Here is a 21,489-nt window from a genome sequence, read left to right as displayed (position 1 = left end):
TATAGGTTTTTGATTAATCTTTTTGTGGATGCTAAAATATGAAAAATCTTAAGCATAAAAGCGGCCGTATCATTTAAGATACAGCCGCTTTTTATAGTAAATGAAACCGCCTTACTTACCAGTAAACAATTTCATAATCTTTTTGAAGATTTCATTGTTCGGATAAGTTCCCGTAAAATCTCCTGAATGCGGGCCATAAGCATAAATAGGCACCATGATATTGGTATGGTCATTGGTACTAAACTCTCCCTGAACCCTGCCATCCGCAGCCGAAGCATCCAGTAAAGTTAAACCTCCCGTTTCATGATCCGCGGTAACCAGAACCAATGTCTCTCCATCCTGATCAGCAAAACGTAAAGCCTCAGCCACCGTTTTATCGAAATCATGCAATTCAGTAACCACATACTTTAAATCATTTACATGACCTCCGTAATCAATCTGAGCACCTTCAGTCATGATAAAAAATCCCTTCTTATTAGCTGACAATAACTTGATAGTCTGTTTTAAAGATTGTGCAAGCATATCTCCTCTGCCATCTTTTACCGGACGGGTGGCAGAATCTGGTAATAAAACCAATTGCTTACCACTGCTTTTCTGTTTGAAATCTGCTATCGATTTATTCAAAGTATAACCTTTAGCTTCCAGCTTTTTTATTAAATCAGCATCCGGATTTTGGAGGAAGCTCTTTTGATTAGAACCTACTAAAATATCTACATGACTGTCCAGGAAATCCTTCGCTATCGCCTCATTGTACGAACGGTCTAACTGATGCGCATAAAATACAGCAGGAGTAGCGTCCGTGATATCGCCAACACTGATAATCCCGCTTTTTAAACCATAACCAGCTAAAGTATCTGCCAGGTTTGTGCGTTTCTTGTCATCAGTTCCCATACCGATATAGCGGTTATTTGTTTTTTCGCCCATGGCAATTGCAGATCCGCCAGCTGCAGAATCCGTATTCCCGGAATTAGAGGCAGCAGTCTGAGAAAAACCACTGTTGCGGATCATCGTGATATTCAGGTTTCCATGATTCGCAATCCATCCTGCATGAATCTGAGCTAAACCCATTCCATCACCAATCAGCAGAATCACATTTTTCACTTTTTTAACTGCACCATCAGCTTGATAAGTTGGCTGATAAACAGGATAAGGGACAGGATTGGTATAAGTCAGTTTATCTTTCCGTAAATAAAAATCACGCAACTTCTCAGGAGCATCCGTATTGATCCAGTCTACCCCGAATTTCTCCAGCTCCAGCCAGGTATTCGGACTGTCTTGCGTGGCCCAGAAACGGAAAGGTTTATTTTGCTGATGTGCCGCATGAATCACCTTTAGAAGTTTATCCTCATCAATTTTTGTTGGCGTTCCTTTACCATTCCAAACCGTGTAATTTTTGATATCATCACTGATCATCGCGACACGCTTTAATTGCTCTTCGGTATAAACCTTAGCCGGGCGGCCATCAAAAGAAATTAGCGCTGGATAGTTTTTAAAATTTTCAGGTGCTGGTACATCTCCGCTAATTACAATACTTACCGCATCCGGATTAACCGGCTTGTTCACCATGTCCTGGAAAGGTTTCAGCTCTTTCAGCAACTGCGGTAAAACATGCTGGTAATCTTCTTTAATATCAATCACCAATTGCAACCTTAACTGATGATTAGCGTAAGGATGATTTCCGTTTTCTTTATACAATTGATACAAAGGCTCCAGGTATTGTTTCAAAAGTGTCGCTCCAGGCTTAATCTCCTTTAATTCATGAGCCACAAATAGCTGGCCATCCTTCAGGAAAACGTCAGCTTCAATAGAACCCATTCCTGCGTAATAAGCACGCAGTAAAGGGATGTTTTGTTTGTAATCATTGTGGCTATGTCCTGAATTAAATGACAGTGGTTGCGGTGACTGTGCAAGAGCCGCCAATGCAAACAAGGTAAATGCAGTAGCGCAAAATAGTTTCTTCATAAGTTTAAATTTATTTACCAGCCAGCGTTTTGTTTAATTACGCCGCCACTATTGTCAATTTCTTTTTGTGGAACTGCCCATACATCATGTACCTGAGGATTAAATTTTCTGGCAGGCCATACTGTTGCTCCGCTGAATCCGTGAGCCGGTTGTGCATAAGCAGCTGCTGCATCACCCCAGCGGACCATATCGCGGTGCCTGTCTGCCCATTCACCAGCCAGTTCACTACGACGTTCTCTTTTCAGGTCTGCCAGTGTCATTCCGCTTGCAGCTGCTAGTTTTGCCCTTACCCGGATTCTGTTTAGCTCCGTGTCACCCGCGCCCGCACCACGCTGCATAATTGCCGCTTCTGCTTTAATCAATAATACTTCTGCAAAACGCAATAATGGAAGATTTAAATCTGTTGTCGGGTGATCACCGTTTGGACTGATGTGTTTCCCTACCGGATCTGCAAAACTGAACGGATCCATATATTTTCTGAACTGGAAACCAGATAAACTATTCACCGACGCATAAACATTGTCTGCCCCAAAGAACATAAAATGATCTCCCGGTTTTAAGATCGTTGCCTCCCGGCGGATATCACCTGGCTGATAAGAATCATATAGTTCTTTAGTTGGAACGTAATAGCCCCAGCCATTGTATTTTCCCCAACCTTTATTTTCAAGCATCACACCCGGCAGAATACTTCCCCAGCCACCAGCACCAGCAGGCGTAGAGACCGCCGACCAGATATATTCAGGTCCCCAGTTATTTGGTGCTTTAAATACATCAGCAAAATTTGGCATCAGGTCACGTTTACCAAAATTGATTACTGAATCAGCATATTTCTCTGCATTCGGGTAATCCTTTTTATACAAAAAGGCTTTAGACAATACTGCCCATGCAGCTACTTTATGCGGACGGCCATAATCTGCAGCGCCCAGCTGATCAAAATAAGGAAGATAATTTGCTGCCTGTTGTAATTCACTGATCAGGTAATCATAGTTCAGGTTTACATTGGCTGCTCTTGGTGTCGGATTAGGATCATCCATATTTGTCCTGGTTACAATAGGTACTCCGGCTTTAGCGTTACCATAATTGGACGCTAGCTGAAAATACATATAACCACTTGTAAAATAGGCCTCGCCAATCAATCTCTTTTTTAAAGTGGCATCCATATCAATTGAAGGCACATAACGAATCACATCATTTGCTCTTTTAATAGTCGCATACCTCATTTTCCATTGTCCTTCCGTATAATCTCCACCAATATAAGCAGAGTTGAAGTCTCTTACGTTATCGCCCTGAGCTTTTACACGTCCGGTAATCATGTCATCACTGGCGTTAATAAACCAGAAAAAACCGCGTCCGTAAAAGTTTTCATCGTCATACAGTTCGTACATAGAATTGGCACCTTTCACCGCATCAGTACTGGTTTTCCAGAAGTTTCCTTTTGAAGGAGCCCCTTCAGGGGTAATGTCTAATTGTTTTTTACAAGAGCTGATGATAACGATAGTTAAAGCAGCTATTAATATGTAGAGTAAATTCTTTTTCATTTTTGTTGATTAATACGCATTAAAAATTCAGACTTGCACCAAACAGGAATGTTCTTGCTTGTGGGTAACGGCCTACATCTACACCATACTGATCCATGCCTACTTCAGGATCGAAACCCGAATATTTAGTAATTGTAAACAGGTTATTAGAAGTCACGTAAAGACGCAGGTTACTTATTTTGGCTGCTTTTAAAAGGGTTTTTGGGAAAGTATAACCTATGGTTGCACTCTTTAATCTTAAATAAGAACCACTTTCCAGGTAGAAATCTGACGTGGTAGAGAAGTTCCCATTGGCATCACTTGCTGATATGCGCGGAAGGCCGCTTCCTGTATTGGTTGGGCTCCATGCATCTAATACACCTTTCAGCAAGTTGTAATTCTGACCACTACCTGCGTTCAGTCCTGTATATTTCAAAGCATTAAATAACTTGTTGCCTTTTACACCTTGTGCAAATAAATTCAGATCGAATCCTTTGTAACTGGCATTAAAGCTAAATCCATAAGAGAAATCAGGATAAGCACTGCCTCTGAATACACGGTCATTGTTGTCAATTTTACCATCATTGTTACTATCGACGAAACGGAAATCTCCAGCTTTAGCATTCGGCTGAATCATATTTCCACTCGCATTCTTGTAATTTTTAGCTTCTGCATCCGACTGGAAAATTCCTGCTGTCTGTACTACATAGTAAGAATATAAAGGCTCTCCAACTTGTAAAAGAACGGGGGTCAGTGTACCGCGTACATTAAAATTTACCGCCTGACTTGTTAAACCTCCTGGCAAAGAAACCAGTTTGTTATTCATCTTAGTGAAGGTTGCATTGATGCTGTACTGGAATGCTGCCTCTGGCTGATTGTTATAATTCAGCCCAACTTCAACTCCTTTATCTCTTGATAAACCACCATTTTTCCATTGTCCGTCCACACCTGTAGTTCCGGATAAGGGCTGATAGATCAACATGTCTTTCGTATCCTTAATGAAATAATCAGCAACCAGGTTTAACCTGTTTTTAAATAGGCCAAGGTCCAGACCAATATTGGTTTGTTTAGATTTTGCCCACGTTAAATCAGGGTTAGACAATACATTTTCATAATAACCTAAAAGCTGCGCTGGGTTCTGACCCATATAGATGGTGGTTTTAGAAAGGGTAGGGTTCACTGCCTGGCTGGTTACACTGGCCAGGTTACCCAAAAGACCATAACTACCTCTGATTTTTAAATTACTGATCCAATCCACTTTGTTCAGAAAATCCTCCCTGTTAATTACCCATCCTGCTGAAGCAGAGTAATAATTAGCAAAACGATTTTTCGGTGCGACCAAAGAAGTCCCATCTCTTCTGCCAATGAGCGAAAGCAGGTATTTGCTTTTGTAATCATAATTTGCACGGGCAAAGAATGAAGTTAGTGTTTCGCTGGATACATTACTTTCAGGTAAAAAAGGTTTAGTCGCATTCACCATGTAACGGTACTTTGGAGATTCGTCATCAAAGCCTTGTGCAAAAACAGACAGGTACTCATTATGCGTGTTTTGATAAGAGAAACCACCAATTACGTTCAGGTGGTGTGAACCGAAATATTTATCGTAAGTCAGCACCTGTTCTGCTAACAGATCATTGGTCGTGTTGGACGTTTGTGTCAGCTGATTAAAGTCGAAAATTTTACCAATCTCAGGAACCTTTGTCTGGAAGGTTTTGGAGTCGTTAATCCTTTTAGTAAAAGACAAATTGGAACGGAACTTAAGCCCTTTTGCTAAATCAAGTTCTGCATAAGGATTTGCTACAATTGTATTTACAGGATTGTTTACATCTAATCTTTTCAGATAGGCTACAGGATTGATAATATCTCCATAAGCACCTGCATAAGCTAATGGTAAACCTGAAAATCCGCCTGTTGAAGTGTATGGTGCAACATTCGAAGGATAGAAGATAGCGGAAATAATCGTTCCTGTATAGGCACTTTTTGTATTCGCACCGTTGATGTTAGGGGCAGTGGAGTTGGACCCGTTTCCATTGGTATAATCGTAGAATAAGTTCTCTCCAAATTTCATCCACGAATTGATGCGGTGTTCAGAGTTAATCCTGAAATTATAACGGTTTCCATAGGTGTTTAATAAAGTTCCTTCTGCTTTACGGTAATTGAAACTCAGGTAAAAGCTTGATTTGTCATTTCCGCCAGTGATACCCATATTATAGTCCTGGATTAGTCCTGTTCTGAAAATTTCATCTACCCAATCTGCACGGGTAATTTGTCCATCGGGATATTTTACCGCATCGAAAGCGTCTTTTCTTGGTATACCTGCATTATCGGCAGCCAGGTTTGAGACATCTGCAAATTCTTTCGCGTTTAAGGATTTTAACTTTTTCCAAGCAGTTTGTGTACCTGCTTTAGTATCAAAAGTGATATTCAACTTCTGGTTAGCCCCTTTTTTAGTCGTGATCAGGATAACTCCTCCAGAAGCCCTTGCGCCATAAATTGCAGCTGCTCCATCTTTCAGTACGGAAATTGATTCGATATCATTCGGATTCAGTACAGGAGTACCATAAAATAATGAACCGTCAATTACGTATAAAGGGTTCTCTCCGTTGATCCCACCTTGTCCGCGGATGTTTACTTTTGCGGTGGCAGTAGGATCCCCGCTTTCAGTGACTACAACCACACCCGGAGCTTTTCCTTGTAAAATACTACCGATATCATTGACCGATCTTGAGTTTAATTTATCGAGAGATACTTCTGCTACTGCGCCAGAAATGGTGATTTTCTTTTGTGTACCGTAACCGACTACTATAACCTCGTTCAACTGTGAATTATCTTCTGTTAAAACAATGTTGATCGTACCTTTTCCTTCAATTTTTACTTGTTGAGATTTATAACCAATCATCGAGAAAATCAGCGTAGCTTCTTCGGGTGCTGAAATACTGAATTTCCCATCCGCATTAGTTGTGGTTCCTAAAGTTGTGCCAGATACTTTTACCGATACGCCCGGCATCGCTAAACCGGTGGAATCTTTTACTGTTCCGGAAACTGTACGGTCCGCTTTTTTTACAGGCGCTGGTATTTTTTTGAGAATCACATAGTCTCCTTTTTCCAGGCATTCAAATCCTAGTTTATGTAAGACTGTCTCTACTTTTTCTTGCTTAAAGGTTTCATTCAATGCTGTTTTGTTGGTCGACAACTGATCCTGATTGTAAACGAAATGAAGACCTGTTTTCGCTTCTATTTCTTTCAGGATGGCCTGCTGTGATTTGTCTTTGGTGATCGTTAGCGATACCAGGGCACGGTCTAATTTCTGAGCCATGGTGACAGAAGCGAAAAGCGTTCCGCAAAATGTGCAAATGACCGTGAAAATTAATAAAGAATACTTCATGGCTTTATAAAGGGCTGTTAACCTCTTATAGGAGGGTGTTTTCATGTTGTTAATTGATTGTTAGCGCGTTGATTGAATGATTGATTTTGAGGGGGCTGTATTGAACATTGCCGTTGACAGGTTTGTATCAGTGTTTCATTATTTATAGATTTTAAAGGATTGATGCGCTGGATTGCTTTCATATTTAAGATTGTACAGGCTGCAAATGATGGTCAGAATTTCTTCTGGTTTTTGTTTGCTGTGGAAGGTTGCCGTGCAGCCAAGATCCCCCAGGGAAGCTGGGGCCAGTTCGATTTTTATGGAGTAAATATATTCCAGTTTTTGCAGCGCCTGCCGTAGGTTAATGCTTTCAAATGCGATCCTGGTATCTGGAACAGGTGTCTGGCTGATGATCGCTGTTCCTTTGTTTTTATCGTAAGTGATTTGCTGGCCTTTGGTCAGCGTACCAAATACCTGGCTTTTATTTCCTACAGCCACTTTACCTGTGCTAACTGAAATATTCAGGGAATTGGAAGCTTTAAATGCGCGGATAGTAAAAGATGTACCAAGCACTTTTGTATAAAGCTTTCCTGGTAACTGTACGTTGAACGGACGTTTCTCCTCATGCGCAATTTTAAAAAATGCTTCTCCTTCTTCTAAAACGATCTCTCTGAATGAGGTAGCAAATTTTGCAGGATAAGACAGCCTGCTGGATGGACTCAATGTAATTTCTGAACCGTCAGTCAGGATGATTGTTTTCTTCTCGTTGACCTGAGTACTAGAAGTGAGCAAAGTTGGTTGTAGCTTTTGCTGCGGGTGAGATCCAATTTTCCACCAGGCTAAACCAATGCTGCAAACCAGTATTATTGAGGCGGCAATTTGAAGAAATGAGTTGTTGCGGAGTAAGGCTGTTTTAATTTCAGGCTTTTGCTGGATATGCTGTTGCAGGTTAATGCGCATCCGGCGTTCTATTATAGCTTTCTGGTGTTGACTTAATACCCTGTTTTTTCCTTCATAGGAATTGTACCAGTTTTCGACCTGTTCAATTTCTTTAGGGGTCGCTTTGGCATCTGAATATTTTTTGAGCAGCTGCTCTGCAAGCTTTTTGTCTTCCATCTACCAACAAGTCAGCTTAAGCGGGCAGTGGTACCGGTTTAGGGTGTTAAGGTTAGGTTACGGTTTTGTTAAAAGAAGAACACGGTCAGATAGGCCAGTCTTTTTCTGATAATCTTTAGTGCTGCGGTGAGTTGATTTTTAACAGTCTGTAGGGAGAGGTTGAGTTCTGTGGAGATCTCATTGTTCGATTTCTCCTGTTTTCTGCTCATAGAAAAGATCTGGCGCATACGCTCTGGCAATTCGGCTATTGCCTGATCGAGTTCTTTGTGGATTTCTTTGACTGCCAGTTCATTCGTGGGGTGCAGGGGAGAAGTGTTACCGATCAGGGCGTAAAGGTCTTCTGTGTATTTTTCTTTAGTCAGGTTCGCTTTGAAGTAGTTAATGACACGGTATTTTACGGACGTTAACAGGTAAGCGGAAAGGGTTTCTCTGATTTCCAGCGTTTCGCGCTTTTCCCAGAGGGAGATGAAGATATCCTGGGTGATGTCTTGTGCGATGTCTTCTGTACCAACACGTTTGTAGGTGGCATCAAATACTTGCTCCCAGTGTGTTTTGTAAATGGTGTCCATTGCGGTTTGATCGCCTTGTTTTAAGGAAGTCATCAGATCCATTGGTTGTGATTTTTTCGCAAAGATATCCGTGGAGTGTTGTCTTAATGTTAGGTTAAAAACAAGAGTTTCTGACCAGGCCTGATAACAGACAATTTTAACGCTATGACTAATTTATATTCTGATAGGGTTCTGGCTAGGTTGTGTTGTAGTTTGATACGGAGCGTACTTAACGTATCTGTACTGTAATAGAATCAGAGCGCATCTCTGATCGCTTTCTGGAATTTATCAAAAGCTGAGGTAACAAGCGGATAACGAAACATTAACTTTTATTTGATAAATTTGATCTTATAAAAACAATCAGATATGTTCGCTAAAGAAGTCTACCAGGAAAGAAGAAATAAGCTTAAATCAGCAATAGGAGAAGGAATTATCCTTTTGCCTGGGAATGGGGAAAGCGGGATGAATTTCAGGGACAATACTTATCATTTTCGCCAGGATAGTTGTTTCCTTTATTTTACAGGGATCAGCAGGCCGGATTTGTGCCTGATCATTGATATTGATAACGATCAGGAGATTTTATTCGGGGATGAACTTACAGTAGATGATATCGTATGGACGGGGGCGCTTGAAACTATAGAAGCTCAGGCAGAAAAAGCAAGTATTGCCTTTACGAGAAAGAAGACTGAGGTTATTAATGCTTTGGCTGGCAACAGGAAAGTCCATTTTCTTCCGGTTTACAGAGCGGAAACTTCTTTGAAATTGATGGATTGGGGATTAACAGGTGAGGCTTCTGTACCCTTAATTAAAGCAATTGTAGCACAACGTTCCATCAAAAGTGAGCAGGAAATACAAGAAATAGAAAAGGCTATTCATATCAGTACCCTGATGCAGCTGAAGGCACAGGAGATTGCGCGTCCCGGGGTTACTGAAAATGCAGTTGCAGCCCAATTACAGGCAGTAGCTATTGCGAATGGCGGTCAACTTTCTTTCCCAAGTATTCTTACCGTAAATGGTGAAATTCTGCATAACCATGCGGGTAATACTATTTTGAAAGATGGACAAATGGTTTTGTGTGATTGTGGCGCAGAGAACGAGATGTTTTATGCCGGAGATTTAACACGTACTTTTCCGGTAGGTAAAGCTTTCACCCCATTGCAGCAGGATGTTTATAATATTGTGCTGAATGCACAGTTAAAAGCTATTGAAGCGCTTCAGCCTGGTGTACTTTATAAAGAGGTGCATTTGCTGGCAAGTGAACATTTAGTACGCGGACTCACTGATTTAGGCCTGATGAAAGGTGACCCTAAACTGGCAGTTGCAGCAGGAGCACATACTTTATTCTTCCAATGTGGTCTGGGGCATATGATGGGGCTTGATGTTCATGATATGGAAAATCTGGGAGAAGAATATATTGGCTATACAGCTGAACTGAAAAAAAGTAAGGATTTTGGATTAAAGTCGCTGCGTTTAGGTAAAGCGCTTGAACCGGGTTTTGTCGTTACCGTTGAACCAGGATTATATTTTATACCCGTATTAATAGATTCATGGGCTGCAGAAAACAAGCATGCTCAATTTATCAATTATGATAAAGTGAAGCAGTTCAGAGATTTTGGTGGAATAAGAATTGAAGATGATTTCCTGATTACAGCAACGGGAAGCCGTCTTTTAGGCTCCCCGCTGATCAAAACTGTTGCAGAATTGCATGCTAACCGATAGGAGTCAGGATAGCGGCATATCCGCCACCTGCTGCCATATCGATGTGCAGGATTTCTCCGGCAACTACTTCTTTACTGATGATTTGATAGTCGGCAGCATGTTTGCCGACATTAATTCCATCCTGAAGGATTTCAATTTTATACTTTTTACCATCCAGGAAAGTCAGGGGGATATCAAAGCCCCTGGCATCCCAGTTGGTCATCCCGCCGATATACCAGTTGTTCCCATTTTTGCGGGCTACAACTGCATACTCCGATATTTTACCTTCCAATGCAATTGTTTTATCCCACACAGTAGGGAAACGGGCAATGTAATGGGTATAAACAGGCTCTCTTAAATAATTGGAAGGGTTGTCACATAACATCTGCAATGGGCTGTCATACAAAACATACATCGAAGTTTGGTGTGCCCTGGTTCCTCTGCTCATCGGAGAAGTCATGCTCACATGAAATTCATCTTTATTCGAGTTTAGCATTGCCCCTGGTGTATAATCCATTGGCCCGGCAACCATTCTTGTAAAGGGCAGTGTTGTATTATGAACCGGGGTGATGGTTTCTTCCCACTTATTGTTTTCCATGCCTTTGACCCCTTCATAATTAATCACATTAGGGTACTCCCGGTTGAGCCCTACTGGTTTATAAGCTCCATGCAAATCCAGCAAGAGTTTCCGTTTAGCGGTTTCCTGAGCTGCTCTCTCATAAAAATTGACCATATACTGATCTGCTCTTGCCATGAAATCTACTTTCACTCCCTTAACGCCCCATTTCACATATTGATCCAGGATAGCCTCCATATGCTGATCGAGCGGTTTCCATAATGCCCATAAAATTACCCCTACATTTTTGGTGGTGGCATATTTAACCAAGCCTTCAATATCCAGCTGTGGGTTTGGCGCAAGCAGGTCGGTGGTTGATTTTGACCAGCCTTCATCGAGAATAATATATTCCAGGCCATAAGCTGAGGCAAAATCTATATAGTATTTATAGGTTTCAGTATTTATACCTGATTTAAAGTTTACACCGTAAATATTGTTGTCATTCCACCAGTCCCAGGCTACTTTGCCCGGTTTGATCCAATCGGTATTGGCCAGTATGTTTGGTCTGGCGAGCTTGTAAACCATTTCATTTTCCAGTAGTTCCTTATCAGAAGAAGTGATGATGATTGTTCTCCAGGGGAAAGTCCTGTTTCCGGTCGTTTTTGCATGGTAATTTGCTTTTCTGCCGATCACTTCTGCACGATCTGAGTTTGGTTTTGGACTGGCCTCCAGAATCACTTTAGGAAAACGGCCAGTTAATGTTTTTGTACCGGTTCCATACAAAAATAGATTGGGGTAATCATGAAGATCGGCCTCTGTAATGACCATTTTAGTTCCTGCCGGTGTCGCCACGTACAAAGGCAGATATCCATAGTGTTCAGCGGGAATTTCCTGAAGTTTTGAAGGCTTAAAATCACCTTCATAATGGGATTGCAATTCGGCGTTATCTTCTTTAGGAAGATAGATCTGGCAATTCTCATGGAAGTTGAAAGCTACTTTTTCGTCATTGACCTCAATGGGCTGCGGGCCCAGGTTAGTTACAAAACGATAGGCAACACCATCATTATAAGCTCTGAATTCAATTGCATAGTTGCCCTTCATCTGGAGCCTCAGTTCATTATAGACTTCGGGGATGAGCTTGTTGCGAACCGGTATAACAGAGACAATAGTTTGATTCACAGCTTTACTGATGGTTTTAGACACCACAGGTATAATGCCAGGGTTTATTCCATCTTTTAAAATCATGCGCATTGCACTGGGTTTAATCAGTAGTTCCTGATCTTTGAGCACTGACCAGGTAATGTTTTTACCAACTGAAATATTGATGGTGATTTTTTTATCTGGTGACCGTAAAATATAGTCTTTAGAGAATGCTGCTGTTTGAAAGAGCAGCGCAAAGCATAATAATTGAATTGTTTTTGACATAGCAGAGTTGATTGTTGAGATCCGTAAAATAGTTAGGTGTTACTAAAACATATTAGTTTATCCTATTGATTATTAGCTAAATATAATTATTTATTTGAAGGTCAGAAATGTTTTAAAGCAGTTGTTTGCTGGTCTTTTTTACTGCTGGTCTAGTTCTTGTGATAAAAGAAATCCGGACTATTGGTTTGTTCAAATCAATCTACTAACTTAGCTATGCTTAAACGTTTTATCTACTTAAACGTTCAGGCAGACTTTAGTCAACAATAACCAAATATTTAAAAAACAATTAATCATCTACCAAATTAATTCGTATGAACAAAAAATTCAATGCAATCTTAAAGAAGACTGCAATTACTTCGGTAAGTCTTGTCCTTTTAATGGCTTCAGCCTGTAAAAAGGACCAACCAGTCAATCAAACTCCTGATCAGAATCTTTCTTCCAATCAAACGAATGCCATAGGCCAGGCCGGACCTGTTGGGGTTTGTTATGTAGAAGTAAACAGCAATGACATGCTAGAGGTTGGTAAGTACAAACTGGCAAATGGCAAACAGTTATTTGATATCGGAATAATTTTCGCTGCCAACATTAATTATAACACGACTACACAAAAAGCGGAGTTGTTTTTTAACCCTCAAGTTACCAGTGTATTAAATAACAGAGCTACCAAAATTAAGCCGCTTCAAGATAAAGGCATCAAAGTAATGCTTTCTGTTTTAGGTAATCACCAGGGGGCTGGTTTTGCTAACTTCCCTAACCAGGCAGCTGCACAGGCATTTGCGCAACAATTGAGTAATGCTGTGACTACTTATGGTTTAGACGGAATTGACTTTGATGATGAATATTCAGAATATGGTAAAAATGGAACGGGACAACCAAATTCAAGTTCTTTTGTATACCTGGTTACTGCACTTCGTCAGTTAATGCCAAATAAAATTATATCATTTTATAATATCGGGCCTTCAGCTGCTAACTTATCTTACAATGGCGTAACGGTTGGTTCTAAAGTGAACTATGCATGGAACCCATATTACAGTACTTATGCTGTTCCTAATATTCCAGGTTTGACTAAAAGCCAGTTAGGCCCTGCTGCGACTGATATCCAGGCAACCAGCGTAACTACTGCAACTACAAATGCAACCAGAACTGTAAACGAGGGCTATGGTGTTTATCTATACTATAATCTGACAGGTACGAATAAAAGCACTTACTTATCAAGTATATCAAAAGCACTATACGGTGGTCAGGGTACAACCTATACTCCATAGTATTTCTGTAACACACACACCAAAAATGAAAGAGGGGCGCTGATAGCGCTCTTTTTTTTGTTTAAATTTTTAAGGTTTTCTGTTTAAGTTTTTGAGGATTATTAATTAAGAATCAGTGGACTGTTTGTTTATCGGTATTCTGTAAAAAATCCATTTGTTTAAAACAAATCGGGCATTTGATCGTAGTAAAAGTATCACAATAAATACTTAAAAATGGATTCGAATCTTAACATTGAAGAATTAGCAATTAATACTGTACGTACCTTATCAATTGATGCTGTACAGAAAGCGAACTCCGGACACCCGGGTATGCCTATGGGTGCTGCGCCAATGGGCCATGTATTGTATGCGCATTATATGAAGTATAATCCTAAAAACCCGGATTGGGCTAACAGGGACAGGTTTATTCTCTCGGCAGGGCATGGTTGTATGTTACAGTACAGTTTATTGCACCTTACCGGTTTTAATGTAACTATTGATGATCTTAAAAATTTCCGGCAGCTGAACAGTAAAACTGCTGGTCACCCTGAATATGGTTTAATTGATGGTGTTGATGTCACTACCGGGCCATTGGGACAAGGATTTGCGAATGGTGTAGGTTTCGCAATCGCACAAAGGCACCTTGCAGCAAGGTTTAACAGACCTGGATTTGATTTATTTGATTATAAAATTTACGCCATCTGTAGTGATGGTGATATGATGGAAGGGGTAACTTCTGAGGCTGCTTCTTTAGCGGGACATCTGGAACTGGGTAATTTGATTTATTTATATGATGATAATCATATCTCTATCGAAGGGGATACTGATATTGCCTTTACAGAAGATGTGACCAAACGTTTTGAAGCTTATAACTGGCATGTACAGGAAATAAGTGATGGAAATGATATTACCGCAATTATCAATGCGGTAAGAAATGCTAAAGCGGAAGTTCATCGTCCGTCATTAATTAAAGTGCGTACACAAATTGCTTATGGTAGCCCGAATAAAGCAAATACTTCAGGCTCTCATGGCTCTCCGCTAGGGGCAGATGAAATTAAGCTGGTTAAAGAGTTTTTTGGTTTTGATCCTGAAAAATCATTTTTTGTTCCGGCAGAGGTTGATGAGTTCTACCAGGCTGCGGGTAAAAAAGGAACTGAGGCGAACGAAAAATGGGATGAGTTATTTGCTCAGTATAAAGTGGCGCATCCTGAGCTTGCGGAAGCTTATGAACAGGCCTTTAAAGGTGAATTGCCAAAAGACTGGAAAAAATCCTTACCTGTATTTGCGCCCTCGAAAGATAAAATGGCAACCCGTCAGGCTTCGGGAAAAGTCCTGAATGCAATTGCTGCCAGTTTACCTGGATTAATAGGTGGATCGGCAGATTTAGCCCCATCTACGGATACAAATCTTAAAGAATATACTTCCTTCACACCAGAAGACCGTACCGGACGTAATTTCCATTTCGGTATCCGTGAACATGCGATGGGTTCTGCTTTAGTGGGAATGGCCTTAACCAGAGGTGTGATTCCTTTTGGGGCAACCTTCCTGATGTTCTCGGAGTATATGCGTCCGCCGATCCGTTTGGCAGCCATCATGAAAATCAGACCTATCTTTGTATATACTCATGATAGTATTGGTTTGGGAGAAGATGGAACTACACATCAGCCTGTGGAGCAATTAATATCCTTAAGGTCAATCCCAAACATAACTTTAATCCGTCCGGCAGATGCAAATGAAACAGCTCAGGCATGGAGAGTAGCGCTTGAACATAAGGATGGTCCAGTTGCGCTGGTATTTACCAGACAAGGTTTACCTGTGTTAGACCAGGAGAAATATGGTAAAGCAGAAAACCTTGAAAAAGGAGCATACATTCTTTCTGAAGCTGAAGGTACAGCGGAGCTTATCCTGATCGCAACTGGTTCGGAAGTTGCTTTAATTCTGGACGCACAGGCAAAATTAAAAGAAGAAGGAATTGCTGCCCGTGTTGTCAGTATGCCATCCTGGGAGCTCTTTGAAAAGCAAGATGCCGCCTATCAGGAAAAAGTGTTCCCGAAAGCTATTCGTAAACGTTTAGCGGTAGAGACTGGTTCGCCATTAGGCTGGCATAAATATGTAACCGACGAAGGAGATATCATTGCAATGCATACTTTCGGAGAATCTGCTCCTGCAGAAGAACTTTACAAAGTATTCGGTTTTACGATTGATAATGTAGTGACTAAAGCAAAAGCGCTGTTAGGTAAATAAAAATAGTATTTAATTAAAAAAGCTATTTAACGTCAGTTAAATAGCTTTTTTTTTGGATATGATCTATGGATAACTATAGAAAAAACGATTAGCGTTAAGTGATTTTTGTATTTAAGTATTTGGTTTTTTTTATTGTTAACTATATATTAAATTATTATTATTAAATAAGGTGTTTATGTAATTGATAATTATTGTTTGATATATAATTATCCTTATAAAATGTCATTTGGCGTAGGTTATGTTGCTTTTTGTGTAATAAATTAGTTTTGGGAAGTATTTTTTTATCTTTTTATCAGAAATACTCAAATCAATCTGTGCTACAGATAATTATCAGAAAGAACAACCTTATGAAAAATTTTACCAATGGTTGGTATGTCATCTACACACAATCTCGCTATGAAAAAAAGGTGTGCGATTCTCTTGAAAGCCTGAACATCCAATTCTTTCTGCCGGTAACTAAAAAGCTTAAAATATGGAGCGACCGGAAAAAGTATGTTGATACACCACTTTTTCCTTCCTATGTATTTATATATCTGAACGATAAAATGGACTTATTCCGCGCACAAAATATAACGGGTGTTTTATCCTATGTAAGAATGGGAAAGGAACCAGTAAAAGTTTGTGAAAATGTAATTATGGATTTAAAATTAGTCTTGAAAAATGAAACTGATATAGAAGTATCGGATATGTATTTTAAACCAGGCCAGAAAATAAATATCCAGCAGGGGCCACTTAAAGGTTTGTCTTGTGAAATCATTCAAATAATGGGAAGAAAAAAGATGTTGGTCCGGGGTGGTGTGATAGAGAGAAATATAATCATTCCCTATATTCAGGATCACTATATTTACAGCAATTAATCAGGTGATTATCTATCCCACCAAATTCTTGAAGTCAGTAAATCCCCCCCTGGTAATCTGCTCACGGCTTCCTTATAATTATCAGTATTATTTAATATTTCTGTAGATAAATAAATCAATCTTCTTGGAATCGTTGCGTTCGTCACATTGCTTGGATAATTAACTGGGGCAAGTACAGGATAACCTGATCTTTTCCAGTTCAACCAGCTCTCTATAAAATTAAAACAAGTACCTGTGCTCACCCAATACTGCGTATTGATCATTTCAAAAGACTTTGCCTGGCTCGATTCATCCAGCGGGTGATCCGCTACATACGCACTAATTACTGCATCCGGAATTGCCGCAACCTGATCCAGCTGTGCCATTGCCTCTAATCCTCCCCTTAAACCATTTGCGTAATGTCCGGCTGCAGTCCCTGAAATATTCCAGCCTCTTAGCTTTGCTTCGGCCTTCAATAACTCAACCTCTGCATAAGTCATGACAAAATTCGGCCCTCCCAACTTTAAGTAAACTGCCGTGCGGGGTCTTGAATACTTTCCAAGCGGGGCGAAATCAGCACCTGTTCCAGTCCCACCAGGATATCCTGCATAATTGCTGATGTCAAACCTGCCACCAGACAAATCATAACCATTGGGTAAACCAGTTTGGACCGCTACATCAGTATTCCCCGCAAGATTTTCATTGATATTATTCGCCAGACCATTTTGTGGGACCTCAGCAATCACCCCCAATCTGGGATCATTGTTCTTTCTCAGCTCATCGATCAGTGTTTTGCTCCAGCGTACCTCTCTATAATCAGACACTGTGCGTAAAGCCAGGGATGTTCCGTTCTGACCATCAAGATTGGACTCATCAGTGATGACTATCGCATTGTCATGACTATCAGAAAATGTTCCTGCTGCCGCTTTCTCTACCCAGGGTCTTGCCAAATCAGGCGCAACCTTTGTTAAACGCATGGCCACTCTTAACATCAGCGAATAACCAAATTTCTTCCATTTGGTAATATCTCCCTGATAAAACAGATCTGCTGTTGGTTTCGGTTTCGCCGGATCTAAACCATTAATCGCTTGATCGAGGTCGGCCAGCATAGCTTTATAAACATCCTCTTGCCGGTCGTATACCGGGTATTTAATCCCTTCTCTTGCTTTTGAAGCCTGCGAATAGGGTACATCACCGTAAGTATCAGTAATCCGTTGTAAAATCAGGACAAACATGATATCACCGATATGAATCAGATTGGAATAGGCCACAGGATCTTTCTCTTTAGCAAGACGCTGCATTTCCCTGATGGTAGAAGCATCTGCATAACCTTCTTCAAAGATTCTACCCTGATAATCTGTAAAACTACCCGCATTCACATACTTATCCCCATTGTTATAATAAACATAAGTAGAGGCTAATAGCTGCATCATTGTACTTTGATAGAGCAATTGATAGTATCCTTTATTAGAAGATTTGAATTGAGCAGTCGAAAGCAGTGCATCAGGATTATACAATTCACCAGGTAATTTTGTCGGGTCAGTATTGATTTTATCCAGCTGCGCCTTACTGCAGCTAAACTGGGTAGCGATTAAAAAACTTAGCAGGAAAATAGTATACTTCTTCATGGTTTTTTTCCTTGTTGAAATTTGAAATTGACATTGATACCGAAAGTCCGGGTAGCGGGAAAAGAAGCCCCCTCAATACCAGCATAGTTCAAGCTGGAAGAGAACTCAGACTCAGGGTCGATATTTTTAGTGTATTTGACTAGTGTAAATAAGTTTCTTGCAACCAAGTCAATGGAAATCGTACTGAAAGGTGTTCTTCTCAAACTGTTTGCAGGGATTGTATAACCGAGCGTAACTTGTCTGACCTTGATAAAACTACCATTCAGCACTGATAATGCGGAGATATTTGTAGCCAGCTGCGGATAATAACTATAGGCAGGAACATTTGTTGTATTCACTGTACCATCAGGATGCACACCGGGCGCTATAATACCTGTTTCTCTTCCTTCGAGCGTTGCTTTATTCAACCCAAATACGTAAGAATAATTTTCTGTTGCTGACAAAATCTTATTTCCGTATTTAAAATCAATCAGCATGGAGAAGTTGAAATTCTTATAATAAATATTATTACTGAAACCGCCATAAACGTTGGGAAGGGTGCTGCCCATCGCTTTCAGATCCCCGCGCATGGGTATACCATCAGAACCAATGCTTATATTTCCTTTGGCATCACGCAGATAATCGTAAGCCATAATCTGTGTAATTGGTTTTCCAACAACCATGGCTGTATACGCATTTAATGGCCTGTAAGTACCAGCTAAAGCATACTTACTCGTACCATCAATTGATAGCAGACGGTTATCAATATGACTTATATTAAAGCCTGTTCTCCATTTGAAATCTTTGTGGTCAATCACAATTCCCTGTAAAAGTATTTCAACTCCGGTATTACGGGTTGTCCCTAAATTGACATAGGCAGAAGTGAAGCCCGAGGTTACAGATTGTTTGGCATTGATAATCTCGTTATTTGTAATCCGGTGGAAATAATTGAAATCAAAGAACAAACGGTTATTCAGCATTTTTAGATTAATCCCGGTTTCAAATTCATTCAAGGTGAAAGGACGGAGGTTATAGTTAGGCAGATCTCTGGAAAAATTACCTAATGGAACTCCGTTGATATCACTGGTGGTTGAATAATAAGTTTGTGTGGTATAAGGTTGTATGGGCTCTCCACTGGTTTTTGCAAAACTCGCTCTTAATTTACCATAATTCAGTCCCTTTAATTTCAGCAGGTCAGAAAAAACGAAACTTGCCGAAACACCTGGAACGAATATGCCTCTGTTATTACGGGGGAGGGTAGAATAAACATCATATCTGCCTGTTGCGGATAAATTCAGGTAGTTTTTATAATTTAAATCTGCTGTATAATAGGCCGATTCTGTAACTATCTTCGCATAGGTATTATTGTTAATGACAGTAATCAGATTGGAAGCGGTATACAGATAAGGAACAATGAACCTGGAACCCATTAAGCTTGCCGATTCGACTTCCCTTTTCCGGAAATTGGTTCCTACAGAAACATCCAGTTTAAGATCCTGGCTCAGATTTCTGTTCGCTGCCAGTAAAAAGTCGCTGTTTAATTCAGAAATACTGGATTTTTTCAACGAGTTGATGCCTCCTTCTCCATTCACAGAAAAGGCGGCTCCTGTTGGAATAACACTCAGGATATCATCATTACTTTTATCATATCCCAATCTGGCTTGCAGGTAAATCCAGTCGTTGAATTTATATTGAGCAGAAGCAGAGGAGATAAAGCGGTTGCGGCTTGAATAATCCGCCTGTCGGTTAAGGATGAAATAAGGATTGGTTTTATATTCATCGTCATTCCATGGAGTTTCAGCACCCGTTTTCAGGTTATATCCGGGGGACAGCGTTGCTTGGTTTATGTTTGTTGCCAGTGCAGCAATACCATAATTTGCATTCAAAGGACCGTCACTCAGATAAGACCTGTTTTTATTATACTCGCGGATATAATTTCCGTTAAAAGTGAAACTTAAATTTCGGGTCAGGTCATGTGTAGTATAAAGGTTAACTGTTTTTCGGTCTAAACTGCTATTTCTGATCGTAGCTTGCTGGTTAAGATTGGAAGCTGACAAGTGAACAGAACCATTCTGGCCACCATGATTTATTGAAATGGTATTGGTAAAAGCCGGCGCTATCCGGTAGAATTTTTGAATATTATCTTTTACTGCGGAATAAGGATGCATATTGCCGTCAAACTGAATGGTTGGCTGGCCATCCAGTTTTTCCCCCCAGCTGTATAAACCGGATGCCACGGCAGCAGCAACAGTTCCGGGCCGCTTATTTTGTGTACCCTGTCCATAAATGTATTGAAAGTCTGTATTGTTAATGACTTTATCAAAAGATAGATTGGTATTATATTCTATGGCAGCTCCAGCGTTTTTCTTTGCACTTTTAATCGTAATCAGGATTACACCATTTGCTGCACGCGCTCCATAAAGTGCTGAGGCTGCCGAGCCTTTTAAAACGGTTATCGTTTCCACATCGTCTGGATTGATATTGCTGATCCCATCTCCATAATCTGGCCCTCCATATTCATTGGCGCTCCCTCTCTGTGTATTGTCAATTGGAACCCCGTTCACTACAAATAAAGGAGAGCCGGCAGTCATACTTGCTGCTCCACGGAGTAATATTCTTGCAGATGAACTGGGACCGCCATTTACACCGCTGATATTCAGGCCGGCAATTTGTCCTTCCAGCGCGTTGACAATATTTGATTCTCTTGCTTTTGTTAAAGAATAGCCGCTAATAGCAGAAATGGCATAGCCGATTTTTCGTTCTTCTTTCGGGATATTTAAAGCAGTAATCATTACTTCATCAAGATCATTTTGTAATGGACGCATTGAAATCTGTACTGAGGTCAGGTCTTTGAGGGGGAACTCGCGGTACTGATAACCGACCTGGCTGAATATCAATACTGAATTTGGGACAGTAAGGATAGAAAATCCCCCATTCTGGTCTGTTTGAGTACTTAGCACTGTGCCTTTTACTTTAACGGAAGTCCGTGCGATAGGGGCCGAATTCTCATCAGTGACTCTTCCTCTGATCAGCGTGCTGACCACGGTTTCTGTGAGTGGCCTGATTGCAATCAGGTTATTTTCCAGTAATTTGTAGGTAAAACCGGTGCCTTTCAAGAGTTGATTTAGCGCGGCAAAGACTTCCTTCCCGCGAACTTTCAGCGTAATTTTCTGAGTTGGGATCTGTGTTTCGCTATAAATAAAATGATAGGGAGTTTGATTTTGTATGGCATCAATAACCTGTTCAAAACCAGCAGATTTCAATTTTAGTGTTACCTTAATCTGTGAATAGGCATTCAGGGTAACCTGCAGCGCAAAAAAAATCAGCAGTTTGACTACGGTCTTCATCTATAACATTTACGCTTCTGTTGGC

Annotated in this window: 12 protein-coding genes; 4 read left to right on the top strand and 8 right to left on the bottom strand. The window is 40.5% G+C overall.

Annotation, left to right across the window (positions count from 1 at the left end; genetic code table 11):
• Positions 1-111 precede the first annotated feature (111 nt).
• The 5 genes from AY601_RS18575 to AY601_RS18555 form a co-directional block, all read right to left on the bottom strand.
• Entirely contained in the window at positions 112-1,962 is a 1,851-nt protein-coding gene (locus tag AY601_RS18575; protein WP_232324629.1) for an alkaline phosphatase, read from the bottom strand.
• A 14-nt stretch (positions 1,963-1,976) separates the two neighbouring features.
• The gene (locus AY601_RS18570; RefSeq protein ID WP_068403794.1) at positions 1,977-3,500 is read right to left on the bottom strand and encodes a RagB/SusD family nutrient uptake outer membrane protein; all 1,524 of its coding nucleotides are present in this window, start codon (positions 3,498-3,500) and stop codon (positions 1,977-1,979) included.
• Positions 3,501-3,519: 19 nt separating this feature from the next.
• The gene (locus AY601_RS18565) at positions 3,520-6,909 is read right to left on the bottom strand and encodes a SusC/RagA family TonB-linked outer membrane protein (RefSeq protein ID WP_232324628.1); all 3,390 of its coding nucleotides are present in this window, start codon (positions 6,907-6,909) and stop codon (positions 3,520-3,522) included.
• Between the two features lie 93 nt (positions 6,910-7,002).
• On the bottom strand, positions 7,003-7,959 hold the full coding sequence (locus AY601_RS18560) for a FecR family protein (protein ID WP_068403792.1): 957 nt from the start codon (positions 7,957-7,959) through the stop codon (positions 7,003-7,005).
• Between the two features lie 68 nt (positions 7,960-8,027).
• A complete protein-coding gene (locus AY601_RS18555) occupies positions 8,028-8,570 on the bottom strand; it encodes an RNA polymerase sigma-70 factor (protein ID WP_068403790.1) in 543 nt (180 codons plus the stop codon).
• A 303-nt stretch (positions 8,571-8,873) separates the two neighbouring features.
• Between AY601_RS18555 and AY601_RS18550 the strand changes: the two genes are divergently transcribed.
• Positions 8,874-10,226 (top strand): aminopeptidase P family protein, encoded by a 1,353-nt coding sequence (locus AY601_RS18550; RefSeq protein ID WP_068403788.1) that lies wholly within the window; start codon positions 8,874-8,876, stop codon positions 10,224-10,226.
• Here AY601_RS18550 and AY601_RS18545 read toward each other — a convergent pair.
• Entirely contained in the window at positions 10,216-12,186 is a 1,971-nt protein-coding gene (locus AY601_RS18545) for a glycoside hydrolase family 97 protein (RefSeq protein WP_068403786.1), read from the bottom strand. The genes AY601_RS18550 and AY601_RS18545 overlap by 11 nt on opposite strands.
• A 311-nt stretch (positions 12,187-12,497) precedes the next feature.
• On the opposite strand from AY601_RS18545, the gene AY601_RS18540 reads away from it, so the two are divergent.
• From AY601_RS18540 to nusG, 3 genes are all read left to right on the top strand, one after another.
• Complete coding sequence (locus AY601_RS18540; RefSeq protein ID WP_068403784.1) at positions 12,498-13,451, top strand: endo-beta-N-acetylglucosaminidase H; 954 nt, start codon at positions 12,498-12,500, stop codon at positions 13,449-13,451.
• A gap of 213 nt (positions 13,452-13,664) precedes the next feature.
• The gene (gene tkt, locus AY601_RS18535) at positions 13,665-15,674 is read left to right on the top strand and encodes a transketolase (RefSeq protein WP_068403782.1); all 2,010 of its coding nucleotides are present in this window, start codon (positions 13,665-13,667) and stop codon (positions 15,672-15,674) included.
• Between the two features lie 347 nt (positions 15,675-16,021).
• On the top strand, positions 16,022-16,531 hold the full coding sequence (gene nusG / locus AY601_RS18530; RefSeq protein WP_157288005.1) for a transcription termination/antitermination protein NusG: 510 nt from the start codon (positions 16,022-16,024) through the stop codon (positions 16,529-16,531).
• An 8-nt stretch (positions 16,532-16,539) separates the two neighbouring features.
• Here nusG and AY601_RS18525 read toward each other — a convergent pair whose 3' ends face one another.
• Both AY601_RS18525 and AY601_RS18520 read right to left on the bottom strand, forming a co-directional pair.
• Positions 16,540-18,138 (bottom strand): SusD/RagB family nutrient-binding outer membrane lipoprotein, encoded by a 1,599-nt coding sequence (locus AY601_RS18525; RefSeq protein ID WP_068403777.1) that lies wholly within the window; start codon positions 18,136-18,138, stop codon positions 16,540-16,542.
• Positions 18,135-21,464, bottom strand: coding sequence for a SusC/RagA family TonB-linked outer membrane protein (locus AY601_RS18520; protein WP_068403775.1), 3,330 nt, complete (start codon positions 21,462-21,464; stop codon positions 18,135-18,137). The genes AY601_RS18525 and AY601_RS18520 overlap by 4 nt, the downstream gene beginning before the upstream one ends.
• Between the last annotated feature and the right edge of the window lie 25 nt (positions 21,465-21,489).

Origin of the sequence: Pedobacter cryoconitis (genome assembly GCF_001590605.1) — a bacterium.
Lineage (GTDB): Bacteria > Bacteroidota > Bacteroidia > Sphingobacteriales > Sphingobacteriaceae > Pedobacter > Pedobacter cryoconitis_A.
Note: the sequence above shows the minus strand (reverse complement) of the source record. Positions and strands in the feature narration are given on the sequence as shown.

Bases quoted from the DNA above. Each gene is read 5' to 3' on its own strand.
- AY601_RS18575 (WP_232324629.1), bottom strand. From the start codon at position 1,962: ATGAAGAAACTATTTTGCGCTACTGCATTTACCTTGTTTGCATTGGCG.
- AY601_RS18560 (WP_068403792.1), bottom strand. From the start codon at position 7,959: ATGGAAGACAAAAAGCTTGCAGAGCAGCTGCTCAAAAAATATTCAGAT.
- AY601_RS18545 (WP_068403786.1), bottom strand. From the start codon at position 12,186: ATGTCAAAAACAATTCAATTATTATGCTTTGCGCTGCTCTTTCAAACA.
- AY601_RS18570 (WP_068403794.1), bottom strand. From the start codon at position 3,500: ATGAAAAAGAATTTACTCTACATATTAATAGCTGCTTTAACTATCGTT.
- AY601_RS18555 (WP_068403790.1), bottom strand. From the start codon at position 8,570: ATGGATCTGATGACTTCCTTAAAACAAGGCGATCAAACCGCAATGGAC.
- AY601_RS18540 (WP_068403784.1), top strand. From the start codon at position 12,498: ATGAACAAAAAATTCAATGCAATCTTAAAGAAGACTGCAATTACTTCG.
- nusG (WP_157288005.1), top strand. From the start codon at position 16,022: ATGAAAAATTTTACCAATGGTTGGTATGTCATCTACACACAATCTCGC.
- AY601_RS18565 (WP_232324628.1), bottom strand. From the start codon at position 6,909: ATGAAAACACCCTCCTATAAGAGGTTAACAGCCCTTTATAAAGCCATG.
- AY601_RS18520 (WP_068403775.1), bottom strand. From the start codon at position 21,464: ATGAAGACCGTAGTCAAACTGCTGATTTTTTTTGCGCTGCAGGTTACC.
- tkt (WP_068403782.1), top strand. From the start codon at position 13,665: ATGGATTCGAATCTTAACATTGAAGAATTAGCAATTAATACTGTACGT.
- AY601_RS18550 (WP_068403788.1), top strand. From the start codon at position 8,874: ATGTTCGCTAAAGAAGTCTACCAGGAAAGAAGAAATAAGCTTAAATCA.
- AY601_RS18525 (WP_068403777.1), bottom strand. From the start codon at position 18,138: ATGAAGAAGTATACTATTTTCCTGCTAAGTTTTTTAATCGCTACCCAG.